This window comes from Prolixibacter sp. SD074 (assembly GCF_009617895.1).
Lineage (GTDB): Bacteria > Bacteroidota > Bacteroidia > Bacteroidales > Prolixibacteraceae > Prolixibacter.
The window spans coordinates 952,420-966,733 of sequence record NZ_BLAW01000001.1; the positions used below are offsets into that span (position 1 = coordinate 952,420).

Here is a 14,314-nt window from a genome sequence, read left to right on the forward strand (position 1 = left end):
AAGAATTTTTTAACTTATTATTTTTTTAATTAAAGAAGTGGTTGTGTTCATCAGTCGTTCTGTACGACTAAATACGGCGTATTCAAAAGTATCAACGGTACGCTCGAATGTGTTTGGATTATTTTTCCCACCATTACAATGGCTGGAGGGTGAACCTTTGGAACCTTCACTTTTCAACTGGTTTCCATATCGGGCAATTTCCTGGGGGAAGGAGGAAGTGTTGACCATAAATTCAGGAACCAGCACCGTTAGATGCTTTGTCATAACCTGGTTTTAAAATTGGTTTTATTCGTATTTGGTAAAGCCAAGTTACGAAAGTCTAACCTTACGTGTCAAGATCTTTGACAAGAAATTTTATAAAAAATCGTTATCGAATAGGAATAGATAGGCAATAACCCAATAAAACCGACACTTTGAAGGGAGAAAAAAAAGTTGCTTTCTACAAAATATTTTTAAAAAACATACGTTAAAGGGAATGTTGAAGCTCATTTTATGTGATTTTTAATTAAGTAAATAATACCAACAGGGGTGGAGAATTGCCTCAAAATTGTTGTTTTTTCGTCAGGTTTTACCAATATTGCAATAGAATCCACGACAGTCGTTTTCGGTTTTAAGATTGGTTTTTTGTATTTGGGTTTTAAAAGATCATTTGGTTTTAAACTGACTTCAACCTTGTTGTGGATTCTTTGTCATTAAATTTCTTTTCTTTTTTCGACAAAACAACTATTTGACACATGGACAGAATCTTTCCTCCGGGGAATTTTTCCCGCTTTTCTTGTGCTATATTTACGTAATTAGAGGTAAACTCAATCAAATAATATGAAGAAAATTATTTCGACACCAGATGCTCCCGCAGCAATCGGTCCCTATAGCCAGGCTGTTGAAGTAAACGGAACGCTTTACATTTCCGGGCAAATACCAATGAACCCTTCCACAAAGAAAATCCCTGGGGGAATCACGGCACAGGCCGATCAGGTGATGAAAAATATTGAAGCCATTTTAAAAGCCGCTGGTTTTGGTTTTGGTGAGGTGGTGAAGTCCACTTGCTTTTTGACAGATATGGCCAATTTTAAGGCCATGAATGAGGTTTACGGAAGGTATTATGAAACGAATCCACCGGCCAGGGCAGCTTTTGCAGTAAAAGAATTACCATTGGGTGTACTGATCGAAATTGAAACCATTGCCGTAAAATAGTAGCGAAATTTAATCGTTGATGGAGTATAGCAGAAGATGAAATAGACAAAAATGAAAAAAAGCCGTCGAAAATTGACGGCTTTTATGTTGTTTGAAAATGTAATGTTCGGAAAGAATTTAATCAATAATAATAATATTTCTATCAGTTATATAAACTTACTCGGAAACAACTTCAAACTCGAGATCAAAGTACATATCACGGTGCAGTTTGATTTTCGCAACATGCTTACCGACTTCTTTAATAGCGTCTTCTTTGATGGTAATCTGTTTGCGATCGATGTCGAAGCCATTTTCTTTAAGCGCTTCAGCAATCTGAATATTATTAACTGAGCCGAATATTTTTCCGGTCGTACTGGTTTTAGCGCCAATGCTAATTTTTAAGCCTTCGAGTTTGGCTGCAATTGCCTGGGCTTCCTCTTTCAACTTTGCTTCTTTGTGAGCGCGCTGACGTTGGTTTTCGCTTAGTACTTTTTTTGCCGACTTGCTGGCCAAAACAGCCTGTCTTTGCGGAATGAGGAAATTACGTGCGTAACCGTCCTTTACATCCACAATATCATCTTTGCTACCCAGGCGGGGTACATCTTGAAGCAGAATGATTTCCATAGTCTTACCTCCTCCTTTTTTATTTTAACAAATCGGTTACATAAGGCAGCAAAGCAATCTGACGGGCCCTTTTCACAGCCTGTGCTACTTTACGCTGGTATTTCAAAGAAGTTCCGGTGATACGACGGGGAAGAATTTTACCCTGTTCGTTCAGGAATTTCTTCAGGAATTCCGGATCCTTGTAATCAACATACTTAATTCCGTTCTTTTTAAAACGGCAGTATTTTTTCTTCTTGATTTCGACTGACGGCGGGGTCAGGTACCTGATTTCGCTTGTATTACCTGCCATAATTTAGTTCTCCTTCTCTTTTTTAGCTTTTACTTTGTTTCTTCTTTTCTCGCTGTATTCAGCTGCATATTTATCCAGTTTCACAGTTTGGAAACGGATGACACGCTCGTCGCGACGAAACTCAGTTTCGAGCTTGTTAATAAAAGCCGGATCGGCTTTAAATTCGAAAAGGTGATAGAACCCAGTCGATTTCTTTTGAATGGGGTAAGCCAGTTTTTTTAATCCCCAGTGTTCTTCGTGGAGCAATTCGCCGTTGTTACCGGTAATCAGTCCTTTGAACTTTTCAACCGCTTCCTTTATCTGGGCTTCAGATAAAACGGGAGTTGCAATGAAAACGGTTTCATACTGATTCAACATACGTTTCAGTTTTATTAATAATCATTGTTTAAAACCGCGCAAATATAGGAACTATTTGTATGAATTCAAAGATTGTAATCACCGAATTCAGTTCAATTTTGAGGCAAATAAAACAGCCCGATTTTATTCGGTAAAGTGTCGTACTTTTGACGCCGAAAACAAAGAGCCCGATGTTCCGGAATTACCGATCATACTATAAGAATATATTGCGCCTTGCTTTTCCTTTGATGCTTTCGCAGGCAGGTCAGGTGGTGGTACAGCTGGCTGACACAGTGATGGTCGGGCATGTCGGGACCCCCGAACTGGCAGCAGCTTCGTTTGCCAGCAACCTGTTTTACCTGGTGATGATGCTGGGGATGGGAATAACATTTGGCCTTACGCCTTTGGTGGGGCAGTCGTATGGTCGAAATCAATTCCATGAGGTTGCGATTTACTTTAAAAACAGCTTATGGTTGAATTTTGGGTTCACGGTAGTGTTGACTTCAGCTTCATGGGGAGTTTCTTACCTGATGCCTTATATGGGACAGCCTGCCAACGTGGTTGTTTTGGCAATTCCATACTTCAGGGTCCTGAGCATCTCCATGCTGCCTTTTCTCTTGTTTTTTACATTGAAGCAATTCGCCGAAGGGTTGGGGAATACCCATATTGCCATGGTGGTAACGCTCACGGCCAACGCGCTTAACATTTTTCTAAACTATATCCTGATTTATGGTAAGGTAGGGTTCCCGGCATTGGGATTGCTGGGAGCGGGTTACGCTACGTTAGTTGCCCGAACGGCCATGCCGGTTATGATGGCTTTGCTTCTTTATTTTAAAGGTAATTTCAGGAAGTACCTCTTGTTTTTTTCTTCCGTTCCAACAAGCATGCATAAGATGCTTGAGTTACTTAAAATTGGTTTGCCAATTGGGGTACAACTGGTGCTCGAAATTGTCGCTTTTAACTTTGGCGGCGTGATGATGGGGTGGTTGGGCGCCGTTCCGCTGGCAGCGCACCAGGTAGCATTAGGACTGGCAACTATGACTTTCATGATTTCCAATGGTATTGCCATGGCTACCACTGTGCGGGTCAGCACCTGGATGGGAGCCCACCGTTTAAGGGAAATGAGAATGGCCATCGAAGCATCACGGCATCTCGTTTTACTTTTTATGGGATTTTCGGCAGTTGTTTTTATTGTCTTTCGGAACTTACTGCCTGTTCTGTTTACCCCTGACAAGGCGGTCGTCCATCAGGCGACGATTCTGTTGATTGTTGCTGCTTTCTTCCAGATTTTCGATGGGTTACAGGTTGTTTCACTGGGATGCCTTCGCGGGATGGCCGATGTAAAATATCCCATGTACATGGCTGGGATTTCTTACCTTTTAATAGGAATCCCGGTCAGTTACCTGTTTGCATTCGTCCTGAAGTTTGGACCAGCCGGAATCTGGATTGGGTTTCTTGCCGGTTTGGCTTCCGCCGGAATATTTTTTTACCTTCGCATTCGATACAACATCAGGCATATTACAAAATAAAAGCGGGAAGTTGAAAATTCCCGCTTCATTAGTTTAGCATAGCCAGGTCAGAAAATGTTGTGGTTTTAGTAAAAGGCCTAAACCTTCAGATTCAATCAAAATGCTCATCCAGTTTAGCGTTAGCTAATTTAGCACTAATTATTAATTTGTGTTAAAAATGTTAATGTAATTACAACAATTACTATTGCTTTACCTAAGTAAAAATGTCTATAACATTCACATAAACAGTGAATAATATGATATTTGTCATTAATATGTTTTTCAGCATATTCTTTATATAAGAGTAATTCATCCTGAATGCGAATGATTTAAAGCATGACCGTCAAAATATTTTTGAATGGGCACCTGTAATAGATGACATTTATTAGCGATTTGGGTCGGCAAATTGCCTTATTTTGTAAAAAGGAAGAGACTTTCTCGCTTCTGCGAATGGATTGTGCAAATCTGTCCGGATATACAGTAAATAAAAGTCATTCATCCGATAAAAGAAGAAATTCATGAAAGCAATAAGAAAAAGTAAACCAGGAAAAGGACTTTGGCTCGAAGATGTTGCCATTCCTGAAGTTGGTGTAAATGAAGTACTGGTCAGGATAAAAAAATCGGCAATATGCGGAACCGACTTACATATATATAAGTGGGACGCCTGGGCACAGAAAACCATTAATACCCCCATGACCATCGGGCATGAATATGTTGGAGTCGTTGCCGATAAGGGAAATGAAGTAACACATTTCGAAATAGGCGAGCGGGTAACCGTCGAAGGTCATATTGCTTGTGGTTACTGCCGTAATTGCCGTCGGGGGCGGAAACACATCTGCGATCATACAGTAGGAATTGGTGTTAACCGCGATGGTGGGTTTGCCGAATATGTAGTCGTACCTTCCGAAAATGTACTGAAGATAGATGCCCGGATTCCTGATGAGATTGTTTCCATCATGGATCCGTTGGGAAATGCCACCCACACAGCTCTTTCTTTCCCACTCATTGGCGAGGATGTTCTGGTTACGGGTGCCGGTGGCCCAATTGGTTGTATGGCCATTGCCATCAGTAAGTTTGTAGGGGCGCGCAATGTGATTGGAACCGAATTGAGCCCATACCGACGTGATTTGGCGATGAAAATGGGGGCGACGAATGTTATTGATCCGCGAACCGAAAGTTTGGAGAAAACGATGCACGATGCCGGGATGGTTTCAGGGTTTGACATTGGACTGGAAGTATCCGGTTCACCGGTTGCTTTCGATTCAATGATTAAGCACATGTATAATGGCAGTAAGATTTCTTTATTGGGGATTTTGCCGGATACTACACAAATCGAGTGGGATAGAGTTATTTTCAAAGGGATTACCCTGAAAGGGATTTATGGAAGAGAGATGTACGAAACCTGGTACAAAATGGAAAAAATGTTGTTGTCAGGGCTCAATATCTCACCAGTTATTACGCACCGTTTCCACTACACCGAATTTCAGAAAGCATTCGAAATCATGGAAGAAGGAAATTGTGGTAAAATTATCCTCGACTGGGAAGATTAAAAACTTCTATTTTCGGGGGGGGGAGTGTTGGAGTGAATTCCAATTTTACTAAATTTGCCCCCCGAAAATTGCCACTTTAGCTCAGTTGGTAGAGCAGCTCATTCGTAATGAGCAGGCCGTGGGTTCGAGTCCCATGAGTGGCTCTGGTAAAAGGAAAGAAGTCTGTTGAAGGTTCAGCAGACTTCTTTTGTTTGTCATTTTTTTTAACAGCTCTTTCTGTCTTTGGTTTGGTATCCTTGGTTATTTTTCAGGCTTTCTGTTTTCTGCATGTAAATGTTGGGAAGGTTTTCTTTTAAAAGGAACATATGTTCATATACTTTGTTATCTTTAAAAAGATTCCGTTGAAAGGCCTAAATTGGATTTGAGCTTATAATACAAAACTTCAAGCCCTAAAAACCAGAATTTATGAAATCAAACCTGCGTTTTGCTTTAGCTGTGAATGCTCAACATCTCTTTGAGCCCAGATATTTTGGCGATGCCGAAAAATTCCTGCTGTATGACTATCGTGAAGGTGAAATAGCCTTTTGTAAGGAATTAACTAATCCGGCGAAAAGTTCCCATCATTCATTTGCTACTGGTTCCGAAGAAAAAGCCGGTTTACTGACCGAATTATTTACTTCCGAAAAGGTTGACGTTCTTGTTTCCAAAAAGTTTGGTGGTAACCTGAAACGGGTAAATCGCCATTTTATTCCGGTCATCATAATGCAGGACTCTCCCGAAGAGGCTTTGGAAATCATGCAAAAGCATATCCATTGGTTGATGGAGGAACGTCACAAAGATCCCGATTCGTTCCAGCTTTTTCAAATAAATCAAGGGATTCTGAAGACCTCGGTGAGGCAGGATAAGCCTTTGCACCGGAACATGTTTTTTTGATGAAGCGGAAAGAAATTGATGGAAAGTTAGGGCATATTTCCCAATTAATAGGAGAACAGCGTTTTGGAGAAGCTCTTAATGCGTTGAACGAGCTTGAAAAAGATGAAGAATGTACTGAAGTGAAAATATTGCGCATCCAGCTGGAAAACATTCTTCGCTATCAAAATTTAGACATTTACGCCAATACCAATCTTTTTATGGATCCCTGGCTGGAATAAACAAATAAAAAAGTCCCCGAAATTTGCCATTCACAACAAATTCGGGGACATTCCATATCACCGTTAATTACAAACGCTTAATCTCAGTAACCAGTGCTTGCAACGAGTCTTTTGCATCACCAAAAAGCAACCGGGTTTTCTCACCAAAGAATAACTGATTTTCAATTCCGGCATAACCTTTTCCCCGTCCGCGCTTCATAACAATAATGTTTTTGGCTTCATGAGCATGAATGATGGGCATCCCGGCTATTGGACTGCCCGGATCGTTAATTGCAGCAGTATTGACGGTATCATTGGCGCCAATTACTACTGCCACATCGGTATTGGGCATATCCGGGTTGATGTCGTCCATTTCCACCAACTGACCGTAAGGAACATCGGCTTCGGCCAGCAGAACATTCATGTGTCCGGGCATTCGTCCGGCAACGGGATGGATGGCATAACGAACATTTACCCCTTTCGATGCGAGTAATTGATCAAATTCGTGGCAAGCGTGCTGTGCCTGGGCAACAGCCAGACCATAACCGGGAACAATAACCACATTCTGCGAATAACTTAGCAGGATAGACGCATCACTCAGCGTAATTTCTTTCATGGTACCGCCTTCGGCTTGCGCGGAAGAAGGACCTCCACCAAAAGCTCCGATAATCACATTGAGTAATGAGCGGTTCATCGCGTTACACATCAGAACAGTAAGAATACCTCCAGCCGCTCCGACCAGTATACCTCCGAGAATCATGGCCTGGTTATTATAAATAAAACCGGCCATGGCAGCGGCAATACCGGTAAAGCTGTTTAGCAGGGAAATAACTACCGGCATGTCGGCACCACCAATAGGCATAACAAACAGAACGCCATACAACAGCGATACTCCAAACAGCACGTATAGCTCCCAATTAAGCTCTGTAGTACTTTTTCCGGATACGAGCATGTAAACAAAAATGGCCAGGACAAGAATAAGCAGGGCAATATTCACGTACTTCATGATACCGGCCCGAATATCCTTGATTTTTCCGTCCAGTTTACCGTAGGCAATCATCGAGCCGCTAAAGGCAACACTACCAATAACCAATCCCAGAAGTGTAACCAGAACGAGCCGGATGTCATGAATGTCGGCATGCGGAAACTCAAGTAGCGCAACCAATGCCGAGGCCAAACCTCCGGTGGCGTTGAAAAACGATACCAATTGTGGCATGGCAGTCATTTTTACCTTCCTGGCGATGTACCAACCAAGGGCCGTTCCGATGCCAATCGATACAACAATGATCCAGATGTTGGTTAGTGCGATTCCCTGACCATCGGCACTTTTATGCAAAAACATGGTCGAGATCATGGCGAGCAACATACCGGCTCCTGCAATGATGTTTCCCCGACGCGCAGTTTCAGGATGACTCAGTAATTTCAATCCATAAACAAACAGTAGTGCAGCCAGCAAATAGCTAAGCTGAAGAAGGGTTTCGCCCATGGTAAAGGGCGTCCCGTTTAGTGTTCCGATAATTTTATCCATATCGATCGCTTATTTCTTTTTCTTCTTAAACATTTCCAGCATTCTGTCCGTAACCACAAAACCACCTGCCACATTGAGGGTGGCGAAAATGATGGCAAAGATTCCCAGAACCAGTTCTGTGGAAATATGACTGGTGTCGGCGTGCCCAACCAGAATAATTCCTCCGATGATGATAACACCGCTGATGGCATTGGCTCCCGACATGAGCGGTGTATGCAATACCGACGGCACATGGGAAATCACTTCAATACCAAGAAAAACAGAAAGGGCGATGACAAAGATGACCTCTTTGTAGGTATAGAAATATGCTAATATCTGTTCCATATCATTCGTTTTTGCTGTCCAACTTCGACTTGACCCGCTCGTTGATAATTTCACCATCACGGGTTATACAGGTCCCTTTAATAATTTCGTCTTCAAAATCGAGCTGAAGTTGACCTTCTTCATCGATCATGAGCGAAAGGAAATTGGAGAGATTTTTGCCAAACATCTTGCTGGCATCGACAGGCATTTGGGAGGGATAATTAGACTGTCCGACAATGCGAATACCATGATGTTCGACTGTTTCGTTGTCTTTCGCAAACTCACAGTTTCCTCCGGTTGAAGCCGCTAAGTCGATGATAACCGCCCCGGGTTTCATCTTTTCAACCACTTCTTTGGGAACCAAAACCGGAGCTTTCTTACCAGGAATTTGCGCGGTCCCGATAACAACATCCGCTTTGATCGCTTTTTCGTTGATGGCTTCCTGCTGCCGTTTTTTGAAGTCGTCGGTTTGTTCGACGGCATAGCCGCCGGCCGCAGCGTCTTCGCGGGCGCCTTCCACTTCAACGAATTTTGCACCCAGGCTCATTACTTCTTCTTTAACGGCCGAGCGCACATCGAAAACCTGCACCTGCGCTCCCAGTTTTCGTGCGATAGCGATAGTCTGAAGTCCTGCTACTCCAGCACCCAGGATCAGCACATTGGCAGGGCGGATGGTTCCGGCAGCTGTCATAAACATCGGGAAAAAAGAGGGAAGGAGAGAAGCCGCTTCCAGAACCGCCTTGTACCCCGAAACTGTCGCCATCGATGAGAGTACATCCATGGCCTGGGCGCGTGTAATACGGGGAATGGAATCGAGGCTGAAACTGGTTATCCCGTTTGAAATAAAAGTCTTCACCAAATCGGTATTCCACAGTGGATTGTACTGGCTAATCCAAATTTGCTCCTTTCGCAGACTTTCAATTAGCGCTGTCCCGGGAGGTTGAATTTGTATCACCACGGCTGATTTTTCCAAAACTTCCTTTCGTGATACAATCTGAGCCCCGGCTTTTTTATAATTCTCATCACTTTGATAAGCTGTTTCACCGGCCCCTTTTTCGACGAGAATTTCGACTTTCTTACCGATTAAACCGGAGACAACTTCAGGTAACATGGCGACCCGTTTTTCAGAACCGGCCTCCTTGAGTAGTCCAATTATCATAAGTTGCTTATTTAATGGATAGTTTCTACATGAACGTATTAGTTTTTATTCTGTTTACCAATATATTGTACAACAGGAAATCTTAAACATTGAAAAACGATATCAATAATGGGATGAACGAGAGGAACCGGAAGTCGTGTTAAAATGACGATAATTACTTTTTCGTATAACAGGAAAGAAAGTTCCACTTAGACTGTTTTTATTAGAATATGAATGGGAAAAGTCGTTACGGGGAAGGAGTATTTTTTGAAGAAGAAAAAACTCAACTGAAAAAAAATAGTACATTTGCGTGAATATTTTAAAAGGCGGCAGTAGCTCAGTTGGTAGAGCATCAGCTTCCCAAGCTGAGGGTCGCGAGTTCGAATCTCGTTTGCCGCTCAAAAAAAGCCACTTACATATGTTGTCGTTGTAAGTGGCTTTCTATTTTAAAAATAGAAAAAAGCTGAAAGTTGATTTTACGATAACAACAATTATTCTTCGCGACAGCCAAACGTCTGTTCCAATTGAAGAAATGCGGCATCCGTAGCCTTTTTGTCATCCAGTCCGCTTTGTACAAAAAAGCTGATGGTTTTTCCTTCACAATTCAGGCAAATAATTTCGCCTTCCATTTTGCTGCCGTTTACCAGTGTCGCATATTTGGAACGGTAAGCTTTTCGTCCGGCAAAAGTGACAGGCTCAATGGCAGTAAATTCAATGCCTGGCTGCTGATAAATTTGTGCAGCCCGCATATTTTTCTTGTGCGAATCGATGACCACATCCGGTTCGATATGTATGTTCAGCCAGGTAACCGTTATTACACCGGTAGCATCGTCCGTGTTGTGCTCAACCGAAAAATAATGTCCATCGTCATCGACAGGCTCGTCCGATATAATTGTCCAGTCGGCTGGAAGGCTGAAAGATACACCATCTTTTAAGAACTGGATATCATCGTCTGCAGGCGCTGCGGCAAAAGTAGTTGAAAGAAATAAAGCAAAAACGGAAAATATGGAAACCAGATATCTCATGTGCCATTTATATTTTGATGATACAAATATGATGAACCTTGCCGGGAAAATATGACAGTATTAAGAAAATTTAAGATAATTTGAGCGCTGCCAATCGGTCCCGTTTTATAATTTGGCAGGGCATTTGTAAACCAGACACTGTTATGACAAACGAAGGTAACTAAAAACAAAAAGATATGATTTGGATTATTTTTATCGGATTTGCACTTTTGAGCTGGTTGGTCAGTTACCAGTTGAAAAGCCGGTTTAAAGCGTACGGAAAAATTCCTACCGCTAACGGAATGTCCGGGCGTGATGTAGCAGAACAGATGTTACGGGATCACGGTATTCAGGGAGTGAAAATTGGTACGGTGTCAGGTCAATTGAGCGACCATTACAATCCGGCCAACAAAACCGTAAACCTGAGCCACGATGTATATTACGGGCACAGTATCGCAGCAGCAGCAGTTGCCGCTCATGAATGCGGGCACGCCGTTCAGCATGCAGACGCTTATGAATGGTTAGGGCTGCGTTCAAAACTGGTCCCGATTGTGAGTGCCACCTCGAAGTACACCATGTGGATTTTGCTGGCCGGCATTTTTACGGTTCAGCGTTTTCCGGCCATTCTGTTGTTTGGTATTATCCTGTTTGGATTGACCACGCTGTTTAGTTTTATTACCCTTCCGGTAGAAATTAATGCCAGCAGTCGTGCACTGGCCTGGTTGAAGACGACCGGCATTACGACTACCCAAACACAGGGAAAAGCACAAGATGCATTGAAATGGGCTGCGTACACTTATGTGGTAGCTGCACTAGCTTCATTGGCCACCCTGTTTTATTACATCCTGATATTCATAGGGGCGCGAAGATAAAGTCATTTGCATGTAACACGTTTATGTCCTTTCATAGATTAATAAGTTAAATAATCATTTTATGGACAAAACAACTGGCAAGCGCCAGGCACCCGAAGTGGTGACGTTTAAAAAGTGGGGCAGGAAAGGGTACTCGGTCTTTTGTAGCCTGCACAAAGTAGTGCGTATAGGCTCGCTGGGGGTGATGTATTTTTTGCATGCCATACCTTCGAACGCCGCAACCAATCTGTTGGATGCCCGCCGCGATACCCTCGATCTGACAAAAGACGTTCATCAGGTGGATGAGGTAGTGGTGCGTGCGCAACGTGCCCCTGTAACCTTCTCACAGGTGGCTCGTGCCGTTACCGTTATCGGGAAGGACGAGATTGAGGCTGCCCCGGTCCAGAGTATCCAGGATCTTTTAGAGTATGCATTAAATGTTGATGTACGACAACGTGGTAATTTTGGCGTTCAGGCCGATGTCAGCATCCGCGGTGGTTCTTTCGACCAGGTTCTCATCCTGCTTAACGGCATCAACATCACCGACCCGCAAACGGGTCACCACAATTTAAATCTCCCCATCAGCCTCGATGCTGTCGAACGCATCGAAATCCTCGAAGGGCCCGCATCCCGGGTTTACAGAGCCAACGCCTTTAGCGGAGCCATCAACATCATCACCGGGACCAGTGATCATTCGAATTTGAAAGTGCGCGCTGCAGGCGGACAGCACGGCTATTATAATGGTGGTTTGTCGGGTACCTGGGTTACGAAACACATGAAAAACTTCATGGCAGCTGATTACCGAAAATCCGATGGTTATATCAACAACACGGATTTCAATATCGGTGAGGGATTCTACCAGGGGAAAATCATGACCAATGCAGGTAACCTGGAAATCCAGACCGGTTACACCAACCGTGGATTTGGTGCCAATAGCTTCTATACGCCTGCTTATCCCAATCAGTACGAGCGCATTAAAACTATTTTCGCGTCAGCGAAAATGAAAACCGGCAAGGTAGTGCATTTTACACCTTCGGTTTATTGGCGGCGAAATCAAGACCGTTTTGAGCTTTTTCGCGGTATGGTTGATGCGCCTTCGTGGTACACACAACACAATTATCACCTGACCGATGTGTACGGAACCAGCCTGAATGCCTGGTTTACTTCCCCGTTAGGGAAAACAGCATTTGGTTCCAACTTCCGGAGTGAGAACATCTGGAGTACCGTGTTGGGAAAAGAGATGGACAAGCCAATTAATGTTCCGGGAGAAGATGGAATCCGGTTTACGAAATCCGATTCCCGGACCAACTTCAGTATGTTCCTGGAGCATTCGGCCTACCTAAAAAGCTGGACGTTTTCGGGCGGACTGGTGACTAACTGGAATTCGCAGCTGGGAATGAAATGGAATTTGTACCCCGGAGCCAATATGAGTTGGAACTTCAGCAAGATAGCCCGTTGGTATGCATCCGTGAACAAGTCACTGCGAATGCCAACCTTTACCGATTTATATTACAGCAGTCCGACAAACGTCGGAAATCCCGATTTAAAACCGGAAGAAGCTACAGTGTTGGAATCAGGAATAAAATTGGAACAGAAAGGTTTAACAGGCCATGTTTCGTTGTTTCACCGGTGGGGGAAAAACATGATTGATTGGGTCCGTCAACCCGACGAGACAGTTTGGCATGCTGAAAACCTGACCAAAATAAACACCGATGGGGTAGAGTTCGCGGCACGAATCAATCCCAAAGAGTTATTCGGAAAGAAGACTTTTATTCATTCCATCGATGTTTCGTATGCATGGATGAACCAGAATAAGCAGAGCGGAATTTATGCTTCCAGGTATGTACTGGATTACATGAAAAACAAGCTCGACATCGGTATTTCACATGCCATCTGGAATCACGTTGGTGCCAACTGGCAATTCTCTTACCAGGATAGAAACGGCGCCTACACCCGTTGGACAGGGACCAGCTATGGTGAAGAAGTTAGCTACAAGCCATTTTGGCTGGCCGATGCCCGTTTATATTGGAAGAGAAAAGGAACCAACATATACATGGGAATCTCCAATTTGTTGGATAAAACCTATTACGATTTTGGGAATCTCGCACAACCGGGGCGCTGGATTCGGTTTGGGATAATACGGCAAATCGATTTCTGATAATAAATTAATGGATTCGGGCCGGGATGTTGCAAAAATGCATCCCGGATTGAATCCACGTTACTCTTGTCAAGGTTTTGCGCCAATTTATTTACTATATTCGTGCACCAAAAAAATAAGAAACGAAGCATATGTTAAAAGGAATTTTGGCGATTTCCGGACAGCCCGGACTTTTTAAAGTAGTATCCGAAGGAAAAAATAACATCATTGTCGAATCGTTGCTGAACGGAAAAAAGATGCCGGCATTTGCCAGCTCTAAAATCAGTTCATTGGAAGATATTGCCATTTACACTTTACAGGAAGACGTTCCGTTGAAAGACGTTTTCAAAAATATCATCAAAAAAGAAAATGGCGGTAAAGCGATTAGTCACAAGGCATCGACCCAGGAACTTACCAATTATTTTGCCGAAGTATTGCCCGATTATGACCGTGACCAGGTATACATTTCCGATATCCGGAAGGTTATTCAGTGGTACAACCTGCTTCAGGAGAAGGAATTGCTGAATGACGATGAAGAGGTAGAAGATGAAGAAGCAGCAAAATCTGAAGCATCGGAAGACGACAGCAAAAAATAATTTATTATAGATATGGGGTGAGGGCATTCAACATTGAATGCCCTCTTTTTTTTTAGGAATTTTTTGGGTACGTGAAACAGATCCTCAAAATCGGGTGGATTGAAAAAATCGAATAGTTGTCCTTTTTAAGGAGCTTAATCCATTCGCTTGCATTTTGAGCTAAATCTACCCGACATCCGTTTCTTTCAGTAATCTCCTTAACAGGAA

Annotated in this window: 16 protein-coding genes and 2 tRNA genes; 10 read left to right on the top strand and 8 right to left on the bottom strand. The window is 43.1% G+C overall.

The genetic code is table 11. The features are described 5' to 3' along the window. Positions 1-9: 9 nt before the first annotated feature. Positions 10-264 carry a hypothetical protein gene (locus GJU82_RS04135; RefSeq protein WP_153630995.1) on the bottom strand — a complete coding sequence of 85 codons (255 nt, stop codon included), beginning with the start codon at positions 262-264 and terminating at the stop codon, positions 10-12. A gap of 555 nt (positions 265-819) precedes the next feature. Here GJU82_RS04135 and GJU82_RS04140 point away from each other — a divergent pair. After that, positions 820-1,194 (top strand): RidA family protein, encoded by a 375-nt coding sequence (locus tag GJU82_RS04140; protein WP_153630996.1) that lies wholly within the window; start codon positions 820-822, stop codon positions 1,192-1,194. Between the two features lie 156 nt (positions 1,195-1,350). Here the strand turns inward: GJU82_RS04140 and rplI are convergent, their stop codons facing one another. Genes rplI through rpsF form a run of 3 tightly spaced genes read right to left on the bottom strand, consistent with a single transcriptional unit; the run spans position 1,351 to position 2,443 of the window. Further along, entirely contained in the window at positions 1,351-1,797 is a 447-nt protein-coding gene (rplI, locus tag GJU82_RS04145) for a 50S ribosomal protein L9 (RefSeq protein WP_153630997.1), read from the bottom strand. 19 nt (positions 1,798-1,816) lie between these two features. Then, complete coding sequence (gene rpsR, locus GJU82_RS04150; RefSeq protein ID WP_025866281.1) at positions 1,817-2,086, bottom strand: 30S ribosomal protein S18; 270 nt, start codon at positions 2,084-2,086, stop codon at positions 1,817-1,819. A 3-nt stretch (positions 2,087-2,089) separates the two neighbouring features. Continuing rightward, positions 2,090-2,443: a 30S ribosomal protein S6 gene (rpsF, locus tag GJU82_RS04155; protein WP_153630998.1), complete on the bottom strand. Its 354-nt coding sequence runs from the start codon at positions 2,441-2,443 to the stop codon at positions 2,090-2,092. A 146-nt stretch (positions 2,444-2,589) separates the two neighbouring features. On the opposite strand from rpsF, the gene GJU82_RS04160 reads away from it, so the two are divergent. The 5 genes from GJU82_RS04160 (at position 2,590) to GJU82_RS04180 (ending at position 6,571) form a co-directional block, all read left to right on the top strand. Beyond that, on the top strand, positions 2,590-3,951 hold the full coding sequence (locus tag GJU82_RS04160; RefSeq protein WP_228488559.1) for an MATE family efflux transporter: 1,362 nt from the start codon (positions 2,590-2,592) through the stop codon (positions 3,949-3,951). A gap of 497 nt (positions 3,952-4,448) precedes the next feature. After that, positions 4,449-5,480 (top strand): L-threonine 3-dehydrogenase, encoded by a 1,032-nt coding sequence (gene tdh, locus GJU82_RS04165; RefSeq protein ID WP_153630999.1) that lies wholly within the window; start codon positions 4,449-4,451, stop codon positions 5,478-5,480. Between the two features lie 70 nt (positions 5,481-5,550). Next, a tRNA-Thr gene (locus tag GJU82_RS04170) sits at positions 5,551-5,623 on the top strand. A gap of 262 nt (positions 5,624-5,885) precedes the next feature. Further along, on the top strand, positions 5,886-6,353 hold the full coding sequence (locus tag GJU82_RS04175) for a NifB/NifX family molybdenum-iron cluster-binding protein (RefSeq protein ID WP_153631000.1): 468 nt from the start codon (positions 5,886-5,888) through the stop codon (positions 6,351-6,353). After that, positions 6,353-6,571: a hypothetical protein gene (locus tag GJU82_RS04180; RefSeq protein WP_153631001.1), complete on the top strand. Its 219-nt coding sequence runs from the start codon at positions 6,353-6,355 to the stop codon at positions 6,569-6,571. Before GJU82_RS04175 ends, GJU82_RS04180 begins: the two co-directional genes overlap by 1 nt. A 67-nt stretch (positions 6,572-6,638) precedes the next feature. On the opposite strand, the gene GJU82_RS04185 is transcribed toward GJU82_RS04180, so the two are convergent. From GJU82_RS04185 to GJU82_RS04195, 3 genes are read right to left on the bottom strand one after another with little or no spacing between them, the layout of a single operon-like run. Beyond that, positions 6,639-8,078, bottom strand: a complete 1,440-nt coding sequence (locus GJU82_RS04185) for an NAD(P)(+) transhydrogenase (Re/Si-specific) subunit beta (RefSeq protein ID WP_228488560.1) — start codon at positions 8,076-8,078, stop codon at positions 6,639-6,641. Between the two features lie 9 nt (positions 8,079-8,087). Next, a complete protein-coding gene (locus GJU82_RS04190; protein WP_153631002.1) occupies positions 8,088-8,402 on the bottom strand; it encodes an NAD(P) transhydrogenase subunit alpha in 315 nt (104 codons plus the stop codon). Between the two features lies 1 nt (position 8,403). After that, entirely contained in the window at positions 8,404-9,540 is a 1,137-nt protein-coding gene (locus GJU82_RS04195; RefSeq protein WP_153631003.1) for a Re/Si-specific NAD(P)(+) transhydrogenase subunit alpha, read from the bottom strand. Positions 9,541-9,845: 305 nt separating this feature from the next. Between GJU82_RS04195 and GJU82_RS04200 the strand changes: the two genes are divergently transcribed. Beyond that, a tRNA-Gly gene (locus GJU82_RS04200) sits at positions 9,846-9,918 on the top strand. Between the two features lie 92 nt (positions 9,919-10,010). Here the strand turns inward: GJU82_RS04200 and GJU82_RS04205 are convergent. Next, complete coding sequence (locus tag GJU82_RS04205; RefSeq protein WP_153631004.1) at positions 10,011-10,544, bottom strand: hypothetical protein; 534 nt, start codon at positions 10,542-10,544, stop codon at positions 10,011-10,013. Between the two features lie 176 nt (positions 10,545-10,720). Between GJU82_RS04205 and GJU82_RS04210 the strand changes: the two genes are divergently transcribed. The 3 genes from GJU82_RS04210 to GJU82_RS04220 all read left to right on the top strand — a co-directional run bounded on the left by GJU82_RS04210 (position 10,721) and on the right by GJU82_RS04220 (position 14,107). Then, positions 10,721-11,395, top strand: coding sequence for a zinc metallopeptidase (locus GJU82_RS04210; protein ID WP_153631005.1), 675 nt, complete (start codon positions 10,721-10,723; stop codon positions 11,393-11,395). 61 nt (positions 11,396-11,456) lie between these two features. Continuing rightward, positions 11,457-13,532 carry a TonB-dependent siderophore receptor gene (locus tag GJU82_RS04215; protein ID WP_153631006.1) on the top strand — a complete coding sequence of 692 codons (2,076 nt, stop codon included), beginning with the start codon at positions 11,457-11,459 and terminating at the stop codon, positions 13,530-13,532. Positions 13,533-13,663: 131 nt separating this feature from the next. Continuing rightward, positions 13,664-14,107, top strand: coding sequence for a DUF5606 domain-containing protein (locus GJU82_RS04220; protein WP_153631007.1), 444 nt, complete (start codon positions 13,664-13,666; stop codon positions 14,105-14,107). The last annotated feature ends 207 nt before the right edge of the window (positions 14,108-14,314 follow it).

Coding starts and splice junctions, on each gene's coding strand:
- GJU82_RS04185 (WP_228488560.1), bottom strand. CDS start 8,078: ATGGATAAAATTATCGGAACACTAAACGGGACGCCCTTTACCATGGGC.
- GJU82_RS04195 (WP_153631003.1), bottom strand. CDS start 9,540: ATGATAATTGGACTACTCAAGGAGGCCGGTTCTGAAAAACGGGTCGCC.
- tdh (WP_153630999.1), top strand. CDS start 4,449: ATGAAAGCAATAAGAAAAAGTAAACCAGGAAAAGGACTTTGGCTCGAA.
- GJU82_RS04180 (WP_153631001.1), top strand. CDS start 6,353: ATGAAGCGGAAAGAAATTGATGGAAAGTTAGGGCATATTTCCCAATTA.
- GJU82_RS04215 (WP_153631006.1), top strand. CDS start 11,457: ATGGACAAAACAACTGGCAAGCGCCAGGCACCCGAAGTGGTGACGTTT.
- GJU82_RS04175 (WP_153631000.1), top strand. CDS start 5,886: ATGAAATCAAACCTGCGTTTTGCTTTAGCTGTGAATGCTCAACATCTC.
- rpsF (WP_153630998.1), bottom strand. CDS start 2,443: ATGTTGAATCAGTATGAAACCGTTTTCATTGCAACTCCCGTTTTATCT.
- GJU82_RS04140 (WP_153630996.1), top strand. CDS start 820: ATGAAGAAAATTATTTCGACACCAGATGCTCCCGCAGCAATCGGTCCC.
- rpsR (WP_025866281.1), bottom strand. CDS start 2,086: ATGGCAGGTAATACAAGCGAAATCAGGTACCTGACCCCGCCGTCAGTC.
- GJU82_RS04190 (WP_153631002.1), bottom strand. CDS start 8,402: ATGGAACAGATATTAGCATATTTCTATACCTACAAAGAGGTCATCTTT.
- rplI (WP_153630997.1), bottom strand. CDS start 1,797: ATGGAAATCATTCTGCTTCAAGATGTACCCCGCCTGGGTAGCAAAGAT.
- GJU82_RS04135 (WP_153630995.1), bottom strand. CDS start 264: ATGACAAAGCATCTAACGGTGCTGGTTCCTGAATTTATGGTCAACACT.
- GJU82_RS04210 (WP_153631005.1), top strand. CDS start 10,721: ATGATTTGGATTATTTTTATCGGATTTGCACTTTTGAGCTGGTTGGTC.
- GJU82_RS04205 (WP_153631004.1), bottom strand. CDS start 10,544: ATGAGATATCTGGTTTCCATATTTTCCGTTTTTGCTTTATTTCTTTCA.
- GJU82_RS04220 (WP_153631007.1), top strand. CDS start 13,664: ATGTTAAAAGGAATTTTGGCGATTTCCGGACAGCCCGGACTTTTTAAA.